The following is a 16,719-nucleotide window of genomic DNA, read 5'->3' on the forward strand; positions in this document are numbered from 1 at the left end:
CGAGGCTCGCTGTCGCTCGCACCTCAGGGCAACTGGAGGGGAGCGCCCTAGGGCAACTGTTCCTGTCGGTGGTCATCTTGCGGTCCACCCGCCGTCCATCACGTAGCTGGAGCCGCTGGCCATGTGGCCGTGGGGGCCGGCGAGGAAGGAGGCCAGGGCCGCGATGTCGGCGGGCTCGACGAACTCCTTGCGGGCGGGCATCTGCAGGAACACCTTCTCGGTGACCTCGGCCTCGGACAGGCCGTGAACGGCCATCTGGTCGGCCACCTGCTTCTCCACCAGGGGGGTGCGCACGTAGCCGGGGTTGATGCACACGGAGCTGACGCCGTGGGCGCCGCCCTCCAGCGCGGTCACCTTGCTCAATCCCTCGAGGCCGTGCTTGGCGGAGACGTAGGCGGACTTGAACGGCGAGGCCACCAGCCCGTGCACCGAGGACACGTTGATGATGCGCCCCCAACCGCCGGCGTACATGTGCGGCAACGCGGCCCGCACCAGCAGGAACGGCGCCTCCAGCATGATGCGCAGGATCAGGCGGAACCGCTCCGGGTCGAACTCCTCGATGGCGGAGACCCGCTGGATGCCGGCGCAGTTCACCAGCACGTCGGCCTCGAGGCGCAGGTCCTCCAGGGAGCGGGTGTCGGACAGGTCGACGGCCCAGGGCTCGCCCCCGATCTCGGCGGCGTGCGCGGCGGCGGCGTCCTCGTTCAGGTCGGCGACGACGACGTGGGCGCCGTCGGCCGCCAGGCGGGTGGCGATGGCGGCTCCGATGCCGCTGGCGCCGCCCGTGACGACGGCGCGGCGGCCGGCGAGGGTCTGCTCAGTCATTGCGATGCTCCTGTTCTCGGGTGGCCCGCGGGTTGAGTGCGCCGTCGACCAGCAGCATCAGCTGGTCCAGGACGTGGTCGGGCAGGGTGGTGGGTTCGCCGTCGTCGGCGGGCCACACGAGCCAGCGCATGGCCATGATCTCGCCCATGCCCATGAAGGCCCAGGCGGCCACCTCCGGGTCGAACTCGCCGATCTCGCCCTTGCGTTGGGCGATGGTGAGGCCGCGCACGTAGCCGTCGGCGATCTGCTGGTAGTGGCGCCGCATCGCGCCCGGGTCCACGAACTCGGCCTGGCGGATGATGCGGTGCAGTTCGGGGTGCTGCGCGGAGAACTCGAAGAACGCGCGGAAGCCGGCGCGCTCGATCTCGGAGCGGCCCCTGGCCATCGTGCCCGCCTCGGACATGGCGCGGCGTACGCGGTGGTTGAGGTCCTCCACCACTTCGCGGAACAGCTCGAACTTGCCCTCGAAGTAGAGGTAGAACGTGCCGAGCGCGATGCCGGCGCCCTCGGTGATCTTGACGATCGAGGCCTCGTGGTAGCCGAGTTCCGCGAACACCTCCGTGGCGGCGTCGACGATGCGCTGCCGGGTCTTGCGACCCTTGGCCGTCGGTGGCCGCTGCGGGTGCGGCGGGGTCAGGTCGTAGGCGCGCTGAGCCATGACTCTGCCTCCTTCCGAAGGGCCGACCGCTGCACCTTGCTCAGGCTGGCGGTGGGCATGGCGTCGGTCCAGATGAACCGGCGTGGAACCTTGTGGGCCGCCAGTTCCCGGCGGCAGTGGGCGGCGAGCTCCTGCTCGTCGACGGGGACGTCGGCCTTGCGCACCACCCATGCCCACGGCACCTCGCCGCGGGCCGGGTCGGACACGCCCACCACCCCGCAGGCGGCGACGGCGGGGTGCCGCAGCAGCACCTGCTCCACCTCGCTGGGGTGCACGTTCTCGCCGCCGACGAGGATGACGTCGTCGAGGCGTTCGAGGATGGTGTAGTAGCCGTCGGCGTCGCGGCGCACCAGGTCCCCGCTGCGCAGCCAGCCGCCCGCCATCCGGGCGGCGGTGGCCTCCGGGTCCCCGAGGTAGCCGGCGAACACGCCGGGTCCCCGGACGAGGAGTTCGCCCTCCGCCTCGCCTGCGAGGTGCTCGCCGGTGACCGGGTCGGCGATGGCGACGTCGATGTGCGGGTAGGGCTTGCCGGCCGACCCGACGTGGCTGTAGGCGTCGGCGGCGGGCAGGCACAGCACGTTGGGGGAGGCCTCGGTGAGGCCGTAGCCCTGGATCAGGGCGACGCCGCGGTTGTGCCAGGTGCGCAGCAGCGGCGCCGGCATCGGAGCACCGCCGACGATGGCCGTCCGGAGTGCGGACAGGTCCGCACCGTCGAAGCCGGGGGAGGTGGCCACCATGTGGTACTGAGTCGGCACGGCCATCATGGCGGTGACGCGGCGCTCGGTCAGCAGGCGCAGGGTACGGCGGGCGTCGAAGTGGCGCTCCAGCACCACGGTGGCGCCCACCCACAGCGCCAGCAGCGTCTGCACGTTCCAGCCGCCGGAGTGGAACTGCGGCATGACGGACAGCACCACGTCGTCGTGCGTCAGCGGCACGGTGCGCGAGAGCGAGAGGTTGGTCCAGAAGCAGTTGGAATGCGTCAGCACCGCGGCCTTCGGGGCGCCGGAGGAGCCGGAGGTGAACAGCACCAGCAGGGCGTCGCCGTCGCGGGTGGGCCGGGGGAGTTGCGCGGGGCTGCGGTGGGTGCGGTGCGGCACCCGCGCCTCGAGCTCGGTGGTGAGCACCGACGGCGGCGGCTCCGGCAGCCGCTCCGTCGCAGACCCGGTTAGGGAGGCCAGTTCGCTCTGGTGCACCACCAGCACCGGGTCCACGATCGCCAGCTGGGTTGCGAGTTCGGTGCCGGACAGCCGCCACGACAGCGGGGCCAGGGCGATGCCGGTGCGGGCGCAGGCGAACAGCAGCACGACGTGGGTGGCGCAGTTGCCGGTCACCGTCGCGATCCGGTCCCCCGGGCCGTAGCCGGCGTCGGTCAGGGCGGAGGCGAGGGCGGAGATCCGGGACTCGAGCTCTGCGTAGGTGACCTCCAGGCCGCTGTCGTCGAGCGCGACGTGGCCGGGGAACACGCGGGCGTTGTCGCTCACCCAGCGGCCGATGGTGTGCAGTCCGCTCATGCCTCTGCCTTCCTGTACTTCCTGCGCAGGTCGGACACGGCACCGCTGATTCCGCCGGGCATCAGGACCACCACGAGGATGAACAACGTGCCGAGGATGAACATCGGCTCGCTGAGCGGGAGCCGCAGCACGAACGGCAGTTGGCTGATGGCCTCCGAGCCGGCCAGGGCCGCGAGCCGCTGGTTCAGCAGCGTGTAGATCACTGCGCCGACGATGGCGCCCCAGCGGCTGCCGACTCCGCCGAGCACCACCATGACCAGCAGCGTCAGCGTGAAGTCGGCCGTCGTCGTCGTGTGGCTCGCGCGGGACTGCAGCAGCAGGTATGCCATGCCCACGATGATTGCCAAGGTACCAGCGCCGACGAACGCCAGGTACTTGACCAGGAACGGGTTACCGCCCAGCACCTTGACGCGGGTCTCGTTCTCGCGGACGGCGGCGACGACGTGGCCGGCGCGGCTGTGCTCGATCCAGGCCACCACGACGAACACGAACAGCATCACCGCGAGGGCGAGCCAGTACAGGTTGCGGGTGTTGTCCACGCCCACGAGCCAGCCGGGGATGTTGTCCGCCCGCAGGGGCAGGCCCTCGTCGCCGCCGGTCAGCCCGCGCGGGTTGCGACGCACCAGGACGTTGGCGGCGTGGGCGAAGGCGAGCGTGACCATGGCGAAGGCGATGCCGCTGACACGGAGGCTGATGGCGCCGAGGACGTGCGTCACGACGACGCCGCCGGCCAGCACGATGAGCGCGGCGGGAATTATCCCCAGTTCGGTGTGCTCCAACAGGATGGCCATTCCGTAGACGCCCATCCCGAAGTAGAGGGCGTGGCCGAAGCTGAGCAGCCCGGCGATCCCGAAGATCAGGTGGTAGGTGAGGGCCAGGCCTGCCGTGAGGAGGCACAGCGCCATGACCTGCAGCGAGCCGGCGCTCCACGTCGGGCCGGGGAGGATGCCGAGGCCCGGGATGTTGAACAGCGGCAGTGCGAAGAGCACGACGGCCGCGACGACGACGCTGATGAGCGTTCGGTTGGACTTGAGGATGCTCATCAGATGGCCTTCTTTCCGAACAGGCCCTGCGGCCGGATGAGCAGGACGATCGCCAGCAGCAGGACTACGACGAAGTCACCGACGCCGTACTCGAAGTTGAGAAACTGTTGCAGGACGGCCACCACCACGGACGCCACCGCGGCACCCCAGAGGGATCCCAGCCCGCCGATGACGGTGACGATGAACGCGAAGATCAGCAGCGTGCCGCCCAGGTGTGGCGAGACGTAGCCGAAGTACTGGCTCGCCATCACGCCGCCGATGCCGGCGACCACACCGCCGATGGTGAACACCAGCGTGAAGGCGCGGCGGACGTCGATGCCGAGGGCCGTGACCATGGAGCGGTTCTCCACGCCGGCGCGGATGATCAGGCCGTAGCGGGTCCGCTTCAGGAACAGCACCAGAGCCAGCAGCACGACGACCGCCACTCCGATCACGAGGAACGTCGAGTTCGGGATGCGGGCCCCCAGGATCTGGGTGGTGTCCAGCATCCAGCCCCGGTTGGCGATGATGCGGGTGTCGGAGCCCCAGATGCCCTCGAACATTGCGACGCTGGCGAGCGAGAGTCCGACGGTCACCAGGACCTGCTCGATGTGGCGCTTGTACAGGCGCCTGACCAGGAAGAACTCGGTGGCGGCGGCGAACAGCCCGCCCGTGACGGCGCCCACCAGGACCGCCAGGGTGAGGCCGAGGAAGGTGTCGAACCCCAGCCGTCGGCCCACCTCCCAGCCGGTGAAGGCGGACAGGGTGAGGAATGAGCCGTGGGCGAAGTTCAGCACGCCCATCAGGCCGTAGATGAGGGACAGGCCGGAGGCCACCAGGAAGTACAGCGCGCCCAGGCCCAGTCCCGTGACGAGCAGGAGGATGAAGGTGCTCACGAGTCGGTGCCTCTCTTCGCGTCGGCGGGGTGGGTCTGGTCGGTCGGTTCGCCGTCGCCGGCGGGTCCGGTCACGGGCTCGCCACCGCCGGGGCCGTGCACGCCCAGCAGTCGGGTCAGGCGGTCGCCGTCGCCCAGCAGTTCGGCGGCCGGGCCGGTGTGGACGGTGCGGCCGGCGTCGATGACCACGACGTGCTCGGCGAGGGTCTTGATGACCTGCAGGTTCTGCTCCACGAGCAGGATCGGGACGGTGCGGGCGGCCTCGGCGAGCACCTTGGCCACCTCGGTCACCAGCCGGGGGGCGAGCCCCTTGGTGGGTTCGTCCACCAGCAGGATGCGGTTCTCGTTGATCAGCGCGCGGCCGAGGGAGACCATCTGCTGCTGGCCGCCGGAGAGGGTGCCGGCACGCTGGGAGGCTCGCTCGTTGAGCTCGGGGAACAGGTCGAAGACCAGGTCGAAGCGGGGGTTGGGCTGGCGCACGGCCAGGTCCAGGTTCTCCCTCACCGTCAGCGAGCCGAAGACCTCGCGGTCCTCCGGCACGTAGGCGATGCCGCGCTGCACGATCTTGTGGGTGGGCAGCTTCTCGATCGGCTCGCCCTCGAAGGAGACGCTGCCGGTGCGGTCGATCAGGCCCATGATGGACTTCAGGCTGGAGGTTTTGCCGACGCCGTTGCGGCCCAGCACGGCGGTGACGCCGGTGGCGGGCACGTCGAAGGTGACGTCCTCCACCACCTGCTGGCCGTTGATGGAGCCCTGGAGGTGCTCCACGGACAGGAGGGCGCTCATGCGACATCACCCACGTAGGCGCTCTGGACCGTCGGGTTGGCCATGATGACGTCGGGGGTGTCGATGGCGAGCAGCTTTCCGTAGTGCATGACCGCCACGCGGTCCACGATGCCGAGCAGCACGTCCAGGTGGTGCTCGACGATGAGGATGGTGCGGCCGGTCTTGTGGAGGTCGGAGATGACGCCGATCAGCTCCGGAACGTCGGAGGAGTTCACGCCGGCCATCGGCTCGTCCAGGAGGATCAGTTCCGGGTCCATGGCGAGCAGCACCGCAATCTCGAGTTTGCGTTTGTCACCGTGGGAGAGGTCACCGGCGTAGGTGGTGAGCTTGTCAAGGCGCACGGTCTCGAGGTGCTGGAGCGCCTCGCTGGAGGCGTCGTCGTCGCGGCGCGGCCGGTGGAGTACGGACATGTTGCCGCCCAGGCGTTGCTGGGTGGCCAGCCGCACGTTCTCGAGCACCGTGAGCCGCGGGAACAGGCTGGAGGTCTGGAACGTCCGGCCGAGACCCAGCCGGGCGCGTCGGGAGATGGACAGCCTCGTGACGTCCTTGCCGTCCAGGAGGACGTTGCCGGAGGTGGCCGGGTTGATGCCGGAGATCAGGTTGAACAGGGACGTCTTGCCGGCGCCGTTCGGCCCGATCACACCCACCATCTCGCCGCGGGCGACGTCGAAGCTCACGTCGATGACGATGTTCGCGCCGCCCACGCTCCAGCTGAGGTTCCTCACCTCGAGCGCGTTGCCCTCGCGGGCCGAAGTCTCACTCATTTGCCTGTTCCTTGAATGGGTCTGGTTCTGGGACGGGCGTTCCCGGCCGCCCACCGCTGGTCGAGCAGGGCGCCCGGCGCCCCGCCCGGTGGTCGAGTAGGGCGCCCGGCGCCCCGCCCGGTGGTCGAGTAGGGCGCCCGGCGCCCGTGTCGAGACCCCCAACTGTGGGTCTCGACACGCCGGCTCGTTCCTAGTCGGCTACTCGACCATCGGGTTCGGGGAGGTCAGCCGACCTCGGCCGGAGCCACCTCGTCGCCGGGAACCTCGGCCACCAGCTCGGGCACCCAGTTGTCCCCGTCGGCGACGAGCTTGACCTGGTACATGGGCTGGATCAGGGCGTGGTCGCTCGCGCGGACCTGGTAGTCGCCCTTGGGGCCTTGGAACTCCCAGCCCTCGAGGGCGCTGACCATGCCGTCGATGTCGCCGCCACCCTCGGCCACGGCGTGGGCGATCATCTGGGCGGTGGTGAAGCCGTCGGGGGTGAACAGGTCGCCCACCTGGCCGTTGGCCTCGAGGGAGGCGAGCATCGCGTCATTGATCTCGTTGTCGGGGGCGTCGGCGAAGTAGTGGTTCAGGAAGGAGATGTTGGCCGAGGCCTCACCGAAGGCGTTGTACGTCGTGGTGTCACCCAGACCGGTGACCACCTCGGTGGACTCGAACACGCCCTGCTGGTTCAGGGCCTGCCACATGGCGCCGGAGGTGGCGCCGGCCCAGGCGACGAACACGAGGTCCGGCTGGGCGTCCAGGATCTGGGCCGCGAACGGGGTGAACTCGGTGGCGTCCTCGGGGACCAGCACGCTGGTGATCTCGGCGTTCTTGGCGGCGAAGCCGGCCTCGACGCCGGCGACGTTGCCCTGGCCGAAGGCGTTGTCCTGTGCGAAGACCAGCACCTTGGCGCCGTCCTCGATGTAGGCGGCGGCGGTGGCGACGTCCTGCAGGGTCTGGCGGCCGGCGCGGAAGGTGTAGTCGTTGATGCCGGTGATGGCGTCGGTGGCGGCGGGGCCGGAGATGAACAGCGTCTTGTTCAGGCCTGCCTGCTCGGCGACCGCCAGGCCGACTCCCGAGGAGGTGCTGCCGGCGAGGATCTGGGTGCCCTGGCCGATGGCGTCCTTGGCGGCCGAGACGGCCACCTCGGGGTTGCCCTGGTCATCGACGTAGGTGATGTCGAGGGCTCCCTCCTCGATGATGCCCTCCGCGACGACGTACTCGAGCCCGGCCTCGAAGCCCTCGAGGAACTTCTCGCCGTACGCGGCCAGGGGGCCGGTCTTGGAGTAGATGATCGAGACGGGTACGGCGTCGGCGGGTGCCTCGGCGCCGGAGGTCTCCCCGGTGTCGGTGGTCTCCTCCGTGGAGGTGGTGCCCTCCGCCGTCGTCTCCTCGGGCGGGGTGTCGGGTTCGGCCGGGGTGCCGGGGGCGCATGCCACCACTCCCAGGAGGAGGGCGGCGGAGCCGGTTGCCAGCAGAGACTTCATTGTCCGCATGTTGGTTGCCTTTCGTGAGCGGTACATCGGGTGGGTTGGTTGCCGGTTTGGTTCGGGTTGGTCAGCGGGTCAGGATCAGGGCCTCGCCCTGCCCGCCCCCGCCGCACAGGGAGACGGCGGCGGTGCCGGTGCCGCGGCGCTGCAGTTCCAGTGCCGCGGTGAGTACGAGCCGGGCGCCGGAGGCACCGACGGGGTGGCCGAGCGCGATCGCCCCACCGTTGGGGTTGGTCTGCTCCAGCGGGTAGCCGAGGGCGCGCGTCGCAGAGATCGCGACGGCGGCGAAGGCCTCGTTGACCTCGATGAAGTCCAGGTCCGAGGGCTCCATGCCGTCGGCGTCGAGGGCGGCGCGGATGGCACCGGCGGGCTGCTCGTGCAGCTGCGTGTCCGGGCCGGCCACCTGGCCGTCGGCGCCGACGACGCACAGCCACTGCCAGCCCCTGGCCTCCGCGTGCTCGCGGGTGGTCAGGACCAGCGCGGCCGCGCCGTCGGAGATGGGGGAGGAGTTGCCGGCGGTGATGGTGCCGTCCTTGGCGAACGCGGGGCGCAGCCGGGCGAGGGACTCCGGGGTGGATTCGCCGCGGATGCCCTCGTCGTGCTCGATCAGGCGGGTGCCGCGCCGATCGGTGTGTTCGATGGGGGCGATCTCGGTGGCCAGGTGGCCGGCGGCCTGGGCGGCGGCGGCGCGGAGGTGGCTGTCCAGGGCGACGGCGTCCTGCTCCTCGCGGGCCAGTCCGCGTTCGGTGTTGCCGCGCTCGGTGAGGTCTCCCATGGAGATCCCGTGCTCGGCGTCGTCGAGGCCGTCGACGGCGAGGGTGTCCTCGAGGCCGGTGCTGCCGTACTTCACGCCGCCGCGGACGCGGGCGAGGTGGGGCGCGTTGGTCATGGACTCCTGACCTCCTGCCACCACCACCTGCGCGGCGCCGAGGCGCAGCAGCCGGGCCGCCTGCACCACCGTGTCCAGCCCGGACAGGCAGACCTTGTTGGTGGTGGCGGCGGGCACCGACATCGCCAGACCGGCCGCCACGGCCGCCTGCTTGGCGGGGTTCTGGCCGCTGCCGGCCTGGATGACCTGGCCCATCAGGACGTGGTCCACGTCGTCGGGGGAGATGCCGGCACGGGTGATGGCGTGCCGGATTGCGTGGGCGCCGAGCTCGACGGCGGAGAACCCCGAGAGCTGGCCGAGCAGCCGACCCTGCGGCGTCCGGGCGCCCGCGAGCACCAGCACTTCCACGTCACGCATCGGCGGCCTCCAGCTCGACGGCGAACTCGGGCTCGGTGATCTCGCGCAGCTCCTCGGCGGTGACGCCCGGGGCGAGGCGACGCAGCACCAGACCGGCGTCGGTGACGTCGAACACGCCCTGATCGGTGATGATGCGGTCCACCACTGCCACGCCGGTGAGCGGGAGGGAGCACTCGCGCACGATCTTGGGGGTGCCATGGCGGGAGACGTGCTCGGTGATGACGATCACGCGCGGGGTGCCGGCGACGAGGTCCATCGCGCCGCCCATGCCCTTGACCATCTTCCCGGGGATCTGCCAGTTGGCGAGGTCTCCCTTCTCGGAGACCTCCATCGCGCCCAGCACCGCGATCTTCACCTTCGCGCCGCGGATCATGCCGAAGCTGGTGGCGGAGTCGAAGATGGTGGCGCCCTTGTTCAGGGTCACGGTCTGCTTGCCGGCGTTGATCAGGTCCGGGTCCTCCTCGCCCTCGTAGGGGAAGGGGCCCATGCCCAGGATGCCGTTCTCGCTCTGCAGGATGACGTTGACGCCCTCGGGCAGGTTGTTGGCCACCATCGTGGGGATGCCGATGCCGAGGTTGACGTAGTCTCCGTCGTTCAGTTCGGAGGCCGCGATGGCGGCCATCTCGTCGCGGGTCCAGGTCATGCCGCCACCTCCTGGCGGGGGCGTACGGTGCGCTGCTCGATCTCCTTCTCGGCGCCGGAGTACTGCACGACGCGGTCCACGAAGACGCCGGGGGTGACAATGACGTCCGGGTCGATCCGGCCCGCCTCGACGACGTGCTCGGCCTCCGCGACGGTCACCTTGCCGCAGCCGGCCACCACCGGGTTGAAGTTGCGGGCGGTGAGCCGGTAGGTCAGGTTGCCGAGCGTGTCCGCGGTGTGGGCGTGCACGATGGCGAGGTCCGCGACGATGGCCCGCTCCAGCACGTGGGTGCGGCCGTCGAACTCGGCGGTGGGCTTGCCTTCGGCGACGACGGTGCCCACGCCGGTGGGGGTGTAGAAGGCCGGGATGCCGGAGCCGCCGGCGCGCATCCGCTCGGCGAGCGTGCCCTGGGGCACGAACTCCACGTCGAGCGCGCCGTCGAGGTACTGCTTGGCGAACAGGGCGTTCTCGCCCACGTAGGAGGCGAGCACCTTGGCGATCTGCTGGTTCTCCAGCAGCAGGCCGAGTCCCTTGCCGTCCACGGCGAGGTTGTTCGACACCACGGTGAGCCCCGTCACGCCGGAGTCCCTGATCACCTCGATCAGGTCCCGGGGGATGCCGCAAAGGCCGAATCCGCCCGCCGCGATCACCATCTCGTCGTGCAGCAGCCCTTCGAGCGCACCCGTTGCGCTCTCCTTCAGTTTCGACACGCTTCAACTCCTTCGTCGGCGATGTCCTGAGAGCCAATACTGAAACATGATTCAGGTTTTGGAAAGGTTCGCGCGGCATTGTGACCATTTCGTGATCTTCGGAGTGCCGTCGGTGTCGCGACGAGGGGGTCACAGGGGGCGTGAGGTGTTCGGCGGTATCGTCGTCGGCGTGACTGAAGCCTCACGGCCCGAGAGGCCGACGACGATCGTTCCGCTGCTGGCCGCGTTCGGCGTGTTCCTGCTGGGGGTGCTCATCGTGCTGCTGCTCAACCTCGGCGAGGAGGCACCCACCGGCCCGCCGCCACTGCCGCAGGAGGTCGAGGGCGGTTGGACGCTGACGACCGAACCGGACGCCACTGCAGGCACCTACGAGGGCCCCGACGGGGACCCGGTGGTGCATGTGGCCTGGGAGGAGACCAGCGTCGCCGAGCAGATCGAGGGCCGCGAGTTCGAGGCCAGCGGAGAGTGGGCCTGCCTGCCCCGCCCCTCCGACGAGGTGGAGGTCTGCTGGGCCGACTACCGCGACGGTGCGGTGTCGGTGACCAGGGGCGAGCTCTCCATCCCGGCCACGGTGCGCTTCGGCGACCAGTTCCTGTTCGCCTGGAAATGACGCGACGGGTGGGCCCGGCAGTGCCGGTGCCCACCCGGCGTGCTCGTCGGGCTACTTCCAGAGCTCGAGGAGCTGGTCCCCGAATTCGGCCATGCTCGGGATGGTGGTGCCGGCCAGCAGCAGGCCGCCGTCGTGGACGTCGGTCACGCACATGAACGCACCCGTCGCGGTGCCGCACAGCCACGCGCCGTGCTCCTCGGGGTCCGAGATGCTCGAGCGGTAGAAGTCCTTCGTGAGGCTCTCGGAGAACACCGCGCTGACGACCTCACCGTCCGGGTTGGTCCAGGCCCCGAACTCGTTGTCGGGCTCGCCGAGCGCCGCGGTCCAGTCGCCCACCTGGGCGGGCATGTTGGGCCGGCCGGAGGTGTTGCCGTCGTCGCCAGAATCGGGCTGCTCGCCCGGGTCCGGGGTGGTCGCGCCCGGGTCCGGCTGCTCGCCGCCGTCCGGGGTGGTCGCACCCGGATCGGGCTGTTCACCCCCGTCCGGCGTGGTGACGCCGGGCTCGGGCTGCTCACCGCCGTCGGTGGGCTCGCCCTCGTCGGTGGGCGGCGCCTCCTCCGAGATGGTGGTCTCCGGGGTGGGCTCGGCGGTGGTGGAGCCGTCCTCGCGGAGGAAGAAGAACCACACGGCGACGCCGATGGCCACCACGAGCACAGCCGCGACGATGATCAGCGGCAGGTTGCTCTTGCCGCCCTCCGGTGCCTGCTGGTAGCCGCCCGGGGGCTGCTGGCCGTAGCCGCCGCCCTGGAATCCCTGCTGCTGGTAACCGCCCTGTGGGCCGTATCCCTGTCCGTACCCCTGCTGCCCGCCTTGGGGGTAGCCCTGTTGCCCGCCTTGGGGGTAGCCCTGTTGCCCGCCCTGGGGATAGCCCTGCTGCCCGCCCTGGGGGTAGCCGCCCTGTCCGCCCTGCTGGCCGTAACCCTGCTGTCCGCCTTGCTGGTAGCCGGGCTGGCCGCCTTGGGGGTAGCCCTGCTGACCGCCCTGAGGGTAGCCGCCCTGGCCCGACCGGGGACCGAATCCCTGCTGGCCGCCCTGCGGTGGGTATCCCTGTCCCTGCGGTGGGCGACCGCCCTGCTGCGGATTACCCTGACCCGGCTGGTTCACCTGCGTGGGCGGGGTCTGGTTGCTCTGGGGACCGCCAGGGCCGCCGGGGGTGTTGGTGCTCATGAGAATTCCTAGGGTGGTTGAGCCGTGGGTTGGGCTTTCGTGCACAGTCTCCCGCACGCTGGGTGCAGCTTGCGGGTCCGTTCCGTGACGAGACCGCGCCCCGTCCGTTCGGGCGGGGCGCGGCCGCGGCGTCAGTCGACCGGGTTGCCGTAGGGATCCAGTCGACGGCCCAGGTCGTCGCGGGGGACGTCGTCGTCCGGGGTGACTTCGCGCACCGGGTCCCCGTACTCCGTGCCGTCGGTGTGCTTCGGCGGGGTGAAGTCCATCTCCGGCGGGTCGTTGTCGTCCGGGCTGCCGATGTCCCTCGGGGGCGATGCCTGCGGTTGCTCGGGCTCGGTCGCCGGTGCCGGGGCGGTCTCCGGAACTGCCTCGACGGCGCGGCCCTCGTCCGCGACGTCCGCGGGCTCCACCGCGACGTCCCCGTCTCCCTCAGGGGGTTCGAAGTGGGGCTCGGGGTCCTGCGATGCCATGCCGTCGGGGGAGGCGGTCACCGGCTCGTCGGGGGCGAAGTCGTCCTCGGGGCGCTGCGGCGGCGGATCGCCCGCCGTCTCCCCGGTGCGCTCTTCGGCCCAGCCGGACGGTGAGGCCTCCGCCGCCTCCGTCGGAGCATCGGCCGCGAAGTCCTCCACCGGTTCCGCGCCGGTGCCCGGCTGGTCCGTCGCCTCCGCCGCGTTGGCGGTGGGGATCCCGTCCGAGGGGATCCCGGCGTCGCTGGCCGAGACTCCGGCCGCGGCGACGTCGTCGGGGACCGTGAGCGGACCGGACAGGGTCTCCTCGTCCTCGTCCGTGGCGGAGAAGTCCTCCGCCCTGCGTCCCGGTGACGTCGACGTCGAGGGCTCGGTGCCGACGTCGTCCACGGGGTCAGGGGTGACGCCGCGGCGGGGTGTCTGGGGAGTGTCCGCCAGGGGCTGGTCAGGGGCGAACGGCCCGTCGGGATCCACCTCGTCCTTGCGCCTGGTCCCGAAGATGATTGCGACGATGATGATCAGGGCGATCACTGCGATCAGGACCCAGACCCAGATTGGCCAGTCAGCCATCTGATCCCTCCTTCGTTGGGGAACTTTTTCCCAGCGTAGTGCGATTGTGCTTCTCAGGGAGGTGCGTGCTAATGTTTCTCCTCGGGTCGAGAGACCCGATGCGCGAGTGGCGGAATGGCAGACGCGCTGGCTTCAGGTGCCAGTGTCCTTCGGGACGTGGAGGTTCAACTCCTCTCTCGCGCACAGTGCAGGATCCCCCGGCGGTGACAGGTTCACCGCCGGGGGATCTCTCGTTTCCGGGGTCCCGGTGCCGGAGAGGAGCCACCGGCCGCGGCGTCGGAGCGGGAATCGTCCAGAAAATGACGGATGTGAACAATACATTTTGTTTCGGGTCCGCTATCGTGCCGGGCAATTGTCCTTGACTAGGGTATGTGCCGAACCGGGATGAATTGCGTAGCATATTCACCGGGGGACGGCCCACGTGGTCTGTTATGAGTACGAGTGAGGAGCCGTCATGCATGATTCCCGGCAACGCCGAACTGTTGCACGCGGTATCGACGCCAAGGCGCTGGTGCGCAACGTGATCCTGCTCGTGGCAGCCGTGGCCGTCGCCGTCGTGCTGATTCCCGTCGATGACTCCGAGGACGCTCCGGGCGGCGCCGTCCAGACCGTCGTGCAACCCGCGCACTGACCCCCTTCCCATGGCCCGGTTGGTCACCGCGCAGCAGATGCGCGAGGCGGAGGAGCGGGTGTTCGAGGCCAACCCGGGAATCGACCTGATGGGCCGCGCCGCAGCGGCCGTCGTCGAGGCCGCAGGCGCTGATCCGCTCGTTCCCGTCCTGGTGGTCGTGGGCCCCGGCAACAATGGCGGCGACGGTCTGTTCGCCGCGGCCGCGCTGGCCGATTCCCGCCCGGTGACCTGCTGGCTCACCTCCGAACGTGCCCACCCGGAGGGCCTCGCCGCTGCCCGCACCGCGGGAGTGGTGGAACTCGACGCAGGAGGAGCGCTGGCCCACCTCGACGACTCGCCCCTGGTCATCGACGCCGTCCTCGGCATCGGCGGCAGGCCCGGCCTGCGGGGTGAGGTGGCCCGTTTCGCGGGGGAGTGCGAGCGTCGCGGAACCATCGTGCTCAGCGTCGACCTCCCCAGCGGGCTCGACGCGGACTCCGGCGTGCTCGCGGACTCGGAGCCGCCGTCGTTCGTGGCGACGACCACGGTCACCTTCGCGGCGCTGAAGGACTGCCACGTCCGCGAACCGGCGGCCGGCCGCTGCGGGCGGGTCGTCGTCGCCGATATCGGGGTCGACTTCTGATTTCCTGCGCCCGGGTGATAACCGACGCTAGGGTGAAAGTGCGGGGGCGCAGGAATGGCCCGTTTTCGGACGGGGGACCAGAACAGGAGTCCCGGTGCACGACTCGAAGTCGCGGATTGTCCGTACCCGTACAGTCCTGATCAATGTGGCGGTTCTCGTCGTGGTCCTGGTGGTGGCTTTCCTGTTGATACCCAATGCCACGGAAACAGAGAATGATCCCGAGCGCCCCGCCCCCACCGCCACTGAGGCCGCGGGCGACTGAGGCGACGCCGTCGTTCCCGCCGGGGCTCGGACGAGCCGCCGACGACCTGACACGCCGAGGAAATCGGGCGCAAGGGGCACCGGTGCCCTCTCCGGCCGATTCACTCGGCGAGTCGGGTCGCCGGGGCCGGGGGGTGTCGGGTCGCGGGGCGGTTGGCGGCCGGGCGTGTCGGGTCGTCGCGGCGGCCGGGTCCTGCGCGGTGGCCGGGCCGGGCGGACGTAGGCAGCCCTCCCGAACCGGCCCGTCGTCGCGTCAGAAGGACAGGTGCACGGGCTCGGGCCCGAGCTCGACGGTGCCGGGGTTCACCACCTGGAAGCCGTTGGCCTTGTAGGCCTCGTAGTCGAACTCCTCGGTCTCGTCGTAGCCGAGGCGGTGGTAGTCGTAGAAGCCCTCCCAGTCCTCGTACCCGTCGCCGAGGGAGTTCTCCAGGAATGCGTCGGCCATGCCGGCCCCGAGGCGGGGCCCCGCCCAGAACGCACCCATCGCCAGCACGTTGCAGTTGTTGGCGGTGGCGGCCCGACGTGCGGCCTCGACGCTCTCGGCGACGGCTGAGTGCACGTGGGGGCACTTGCTGGCGGCGACGTGGATGCCCATGCCGCTGCCGCAGAACAGCAGGCCCTTCTCGAACTCGCGCTCTGCGATCTTGGCGCCCACCATGAACCCGGCCCGGTGGTACATGGGGGAGGACTCCTTGTCAGGGGTCAGGTCCGTGACCTCCCAGCCCTTCTGCTCCAGGTGGCGCTTGACGTACTCCTTCAGGGGGAAGCCGGCGAAGTCGGCCGCCACCACCACCTGCTTGTCCCTTGCGAGTCTCATCACGAGACCTCCTTCTTCTTGCGCTTGAACAGGTTGCCGGTCCTCAACTCGCTGGTGGCGATCACCAGCAGCAGCACGCCGCCCCAGATCAGGTCCCGGTAGAAGTTGCTGATGCCGGGGAACAGGTTGAGGCCGGAGGAGAGGATCTGCAGGATCACGATGGCCAGCACGACGCCGATGAGCCGGCCGTTGCCGCCGTTCGGGTTCACGCCGCCCAGCACCACGATCAGCACCGTCAGCAGCGTGTAGACCAGCCCGTAGTCCGCCTTCGCGGAGTTGTAGTTGGCCAGCATCACGAGCCCCGCCATCGCGGACAGGACGCCCGAGAACAGGTAGGTGCGGATCAGCAGGCTGGTGGAGTTCAGGCCGCTGAACTTCGCGCTGGTGGCGTTGGTGCCCAGCATGTAGATCTTCGTGCCGAAGGTGGTGCGGCCCATCACGAGCGCCACCAGCGCCACCGCCACGAGGAACACCACGAACTGCATCGGCAGGACGCCGCCGAAGCGGGCCGCCATGATGGTGCTGTACTCGGTGGGCAGGCCGGAGATGGGGCTGCCGGCGGTGAGCACGATGGAGATGCCGATGAACAGCTCCAGCGTTCCGAGCGTGGCCAGGATGGCCGGGATCTTCACCACTGCGACGAGGATCCCGTTCAGGACGCCGGCGACGGCACCCACCAGGAGGGCGACGACGATCGCCACCCCGACGGCGGTGCCCGCGCCGCCCGGTGCGAGTGCGAGCATCACCATCGCGGCGATGATGGAACTGAGGTTGGCGATGCCCACCACGGACAGGTCGATGCCGCCGGTGACCATGCACACCATCACGCCCAGGGCCATCAGGCCGAACTCGGGGAAGGACACGGCCATGGAGATCCACGTGTAGCTGTTGGCGAAGTTGCTGGGGCGCACGGCGGCGAACAGCAACAGCAGCACCAGCAGGATCACCACCAGCCGGGTCACGTGGGCGTCGGTGCGCGCGAACGAGAGGAACCGGGAGCCGATGCCCTGCTTGTCAGGGGTAGTTGTCGCAGTCATTT

At 70.1% G+C, this 16,719-nt stretch carries 19 protein-coding genes and 1 tRNA gene; 5 read left to right on the forward strand and 15 right to left on the reverse strand.

The window, feature by feature from the left end; all coding sequences use genetic code 11:
- Nucleotides 1-72: 72 nt before the first annotated feature.
- The 11 genes from ACYU7G_RS06260 to ACYU7G_RS06310 all read right to left on the reverse strand — a co-directional run bounded on the left by ACYU7G_RS06260 (nucleotide 73) and on the right by ACYU7G_RS06310 (nucleotide 10,535).
- Complete coding sequence (locus tag ACYU7G_RS06260) at nucleotides 73-825, reverse strand: 3-hydroxybutyrate dehydrogenase (protein WP_461105902.1); 753 nt, start codon at nucleotides 823-825, stop codon at nucleotides 73-75.
- Nucleotides 818-1,483 carry a TetR/AcrR family transcriptional regulator gene (locus ACYU7G_RS06265; RefSeq protein ID WP_461105904.1) on the reverse strand — a complete coding sequence of 222 codons (666 nt, stop codon included), beginning with the start codon at nucleotides 1,481-1,483 and terminating at the stop codon, nucleotides 818-820. The genes ACYU7G_RS06260 and ACYU7G_RS06265 overlap by 8 nt, the downstream gene beginning before the upstream one ends.
- Nucleotides 1,459-2,994 (reverse strand): class I adenylate-forming enzyme family protein, encoded by a 1,536-nt coding sequence (locus tag ACYU7G_RS06270; RefSeq protein ID WP_461105906.1) that lies wholly within the window; start codon nucleotides 2,992-2,994, stop codon nucleotides 1,459-1,461. The genes ACYU7G_RS06265 and ACYU7G_RS06270 overlap by 25 nt, the downstream gene beginning before the upstream one ends.
- Nucleotides 2,991-4,037 carry a branched-chain amino acid ABC transporter permease gene (locus ACYU7G_RS06275; protein WP_461105908.1) on the reverse strand — a complete coding sequence of 349 codons (1,047 nt, stop codon included), beginning with the start codon at nucleotides 4,035-4,037 and terminating at the stop codon, nucleotides 2,991-2,993. The genes ACYU7G_RS06270 and ACYU7G_RS06275 overlap by 4 nt, the downstream gene beginning before the upstream one ends.
- Complete coding sequence (locus ACYU7G_RS06280; protein WP_461105910.1) at nucleotides 4,037-4,912, reverse strand: branched-chain amino acid ABC transporter permease; 876 nt, start codon at nucleotides 4,910-4,912, stop codon at nucleotides 4,037-4,039. The genes ACYU7G_RS06275 and ACYU7G_RS06280 overlap by 1 nt, the downstream gene beginning before the upstream one ends.
- On the reverse strand, nucleotides 4,909-5,697 hold the full coding sequence (locus tag ACYU7G_RS06285) for an ABC transporter ATP-binding protein (RefSeq protein WP_461105912.1): 789 nt from the start codon (nucleotides 5,695-5,697) through the stop codon (nucleotides 4,909-4,911). Before ACYU7G_RS06285 ends, ACYU7G_RS06280 begins: the two co-directional genes overlap by 4 nt.
- Nucleotides 5,694-6,461: an ABC transporter ATP-binding protein gene (locus tag ACYU7G_RS06290; RefSeq protein ID WP_461105914.1), complete on the reverse strand. Its 768-nt coding sequence runs from the start codon at nucleotides 6,459-6,461 to the stop codon at nucleotides 5,694-5,696. The genes ACYU7G_RS06285 and ACYU7G_RS06290 overlap by 4 nt, the downstream gene beginning before the upstream one ends.
- Before the next feature lie 224 nt (nucleotides 6,462-6,685).
- Complete coding sequence (locus ACYU7G_RS06295; RefSeq protein ID WP_461105916.1) at nucleotides 6,686-7,933, reverse strand: substrate-binding domain-containing protein; 1,248 nt, start codon at nucleotides 7,931-7,933, stop codon at nucleotides 6,686-6,688.
- A gap of 70 nt (nucleotides 7,934-8,003) precedes the next feature.
- Nucleotides 8,004-9,182, reverse strand: coding sequence for an acetyl-CoA C-acyltransferase (locus ACYU7G_RS06300; RefSeq protein ID WP_461105918.1), 1,179 nt, complete (start codon nucleotides 9,180-9,182; stop codon nucleotides 8,004-8,006).
- A complete protein-coding gene (locus tag ACYU7G_RS06305) occupies nucleotides 9,175-9,825 on the reverse strand; it encodes a CoA transferase subunit B (RefSeq protein WP_461105920.1) in 651 nt (216 codons plus the stop codon). Before ACYU7G_RS06305 ends, ACYU7G_RS06300 begins: the two co-directional genes overlap by 8 nt.
- Nucleotides 9,822-10,535, reverse strand: a complete 714-nt coding sequence (locus ACYU7G_RS06310) for a CoA transferase subunit A (RefSeq protein WP_461105922.1) — start codon at nucleotides 10,533-10,535, stop codon at nucleotides 9,822-9,824. Before ACYU7G_RS06310 ends, ACYU7G_RS06305 begins: the two co-directional genes overlap by 4 nt.
- A gap of 169 nt (nucleotides 10,536-10,704) precedes the next feature.
- On the opposite strand from ACYU7G_RS06310, the gene ACYU7G_RS06315 reads away from it, so the two are divergent.
- Nucleotides 10,705-11,145, forward strand: coding sequence for a hypothetical protein (locus ACYU7G_RS06315; RefSeq protein WP_461105924.1), 441 nt, complete (start codon nucleotides 10,705-10,707; stop codon nucleotides 11,143-11,145).
- Between the two features lie 51 nt (nucleotides 11,146-11,196).
- Here the strand turns inward: ACYU7G_RS06315 and ACYU7G_RS06320 are convergent, their stop codons facing one another.
- Together ACYU7G_RS06320 and ACYU7G_RS06325 are read right to left on the reverse strand one after the other, a co-directional pair.
- Complete coding sequence (locus ACYU7G_RS06320) at nucleotides 11,197-12,312, reverse strand: hypothetical protein (protein ID WP_461105926.1); 1,116 nt, start codon at nucleotides 12,310-12,312, stop codon at nucleotides 11,197-11,199.
- Nucleotides 12,313-12,443: 131 nt separating this feature from the next.
- Nucleotides 12,444-13,349 carry a hypothetical protein gene (locus tag ACYU7G_RS06325; protein ID WP_461105928.1) on the reverse strand — a complete coding sequence of 302 codons (906 nt, stop codon included), beginning with the start codon at nucleotides 13,347-13,349 and terminating at the stop codon, nucleotides 12,444-12,446.
- A 100-nt stretch (nucleotides 13,350-13,449) separates the two neighbouring features.
- Between ACYU7G_RS06325 and ACYU7G_RS06330 the strand changes: the two genes are divergently transcribed.
- The 4 genes from ACYU7G_RS06330 to ACYU7G_RS06345 all read left to right on the forward strand — a co-directional run bounded on the left by ACYU7G_RS06330 (nucleotide 13,450) and on the right by ACYU7G_RS06345 (nucleotide 14,864).
- Nucleotides 13,450-13,532: transfer RNA gene (locus ACYU7G_RS06330), tRNA-Leu, on the forward strand.
- A 271-nt stretch (nucleotides 13,533-13,803) separates the two neighbouring features.
- Nucleotides 13,804-13,980: a hypothetical protein gene (locus ACYU7G_RS06335; protein ID WP_461105930.1), complete on the forward strand. Its 177-nt coding sequence runs from the start codon at nucleotides 13,804-13,806 to the stop codon at nucleotides 13,978-13,980.
- 10 nt (nucleotides 13,981-13,990) lie between these two features.
- On the forward strand, nucleotides 13,991-14,602 hold the full coding sequence (locus tag ACYU7G_RS06340) for an NAD(P)H-hydrate epimerase (protein WP_461105932.1): 612 nt from the start codon (nucleotides 13,991-13,993) through the stop codon (nucleotides 14,600-14,602).
- A gap of 94 nt (nucleotides 14,603-14,696) precedes the next feature.
- Nucleotides 14,697-14,864 (forward strand): hypothetical protein, encoded by a 168-nt coding sequence (locus tag ACYU7G_RS06345; protein ID WP_461105934.1) that lies wholly within the window; start codon nucleotides 14,697-14,699, stop codon nucleotides 14,862-14,864.
- Between the two features lie 252 nt (nucleotides 14,865-15,116).
- Here ACYU7G_RS06345 and ACYU7G_RS06350 read toward each other — a convergent pair whose 3' ends face one another.
- Nucleotides 15,117-15,680, reverse strand: coding sequence for an RpiB/LacA/LacB family sugar-phosphate isomerase (locus ACYU7G_RS06350; protein ID WP_461105936.1), 564 nt, complete (start codon nucleotides 15,678-15,680; stop codon nucleotides 15,117-15,119).
- Entirely contained in the window at nucleotides 15,680-16,717 is a 1,038-nt protein-coding gene (locus tag ACYU7G_RS06355) for an ABC transporter permease (RefSeq protein ID WP_461105938.1), read from the reverse strand. Before ACYU7G_RS06355 ends, ACYU7G_RS06350 begins: the two co-directional genes overlap by 1 nt.
- Nucleotides 16,718-16,719 lie beyond the last annotated feature (2 nt).

This window comes from Tessaracoccus terricola (assembly GCF_054776555.1).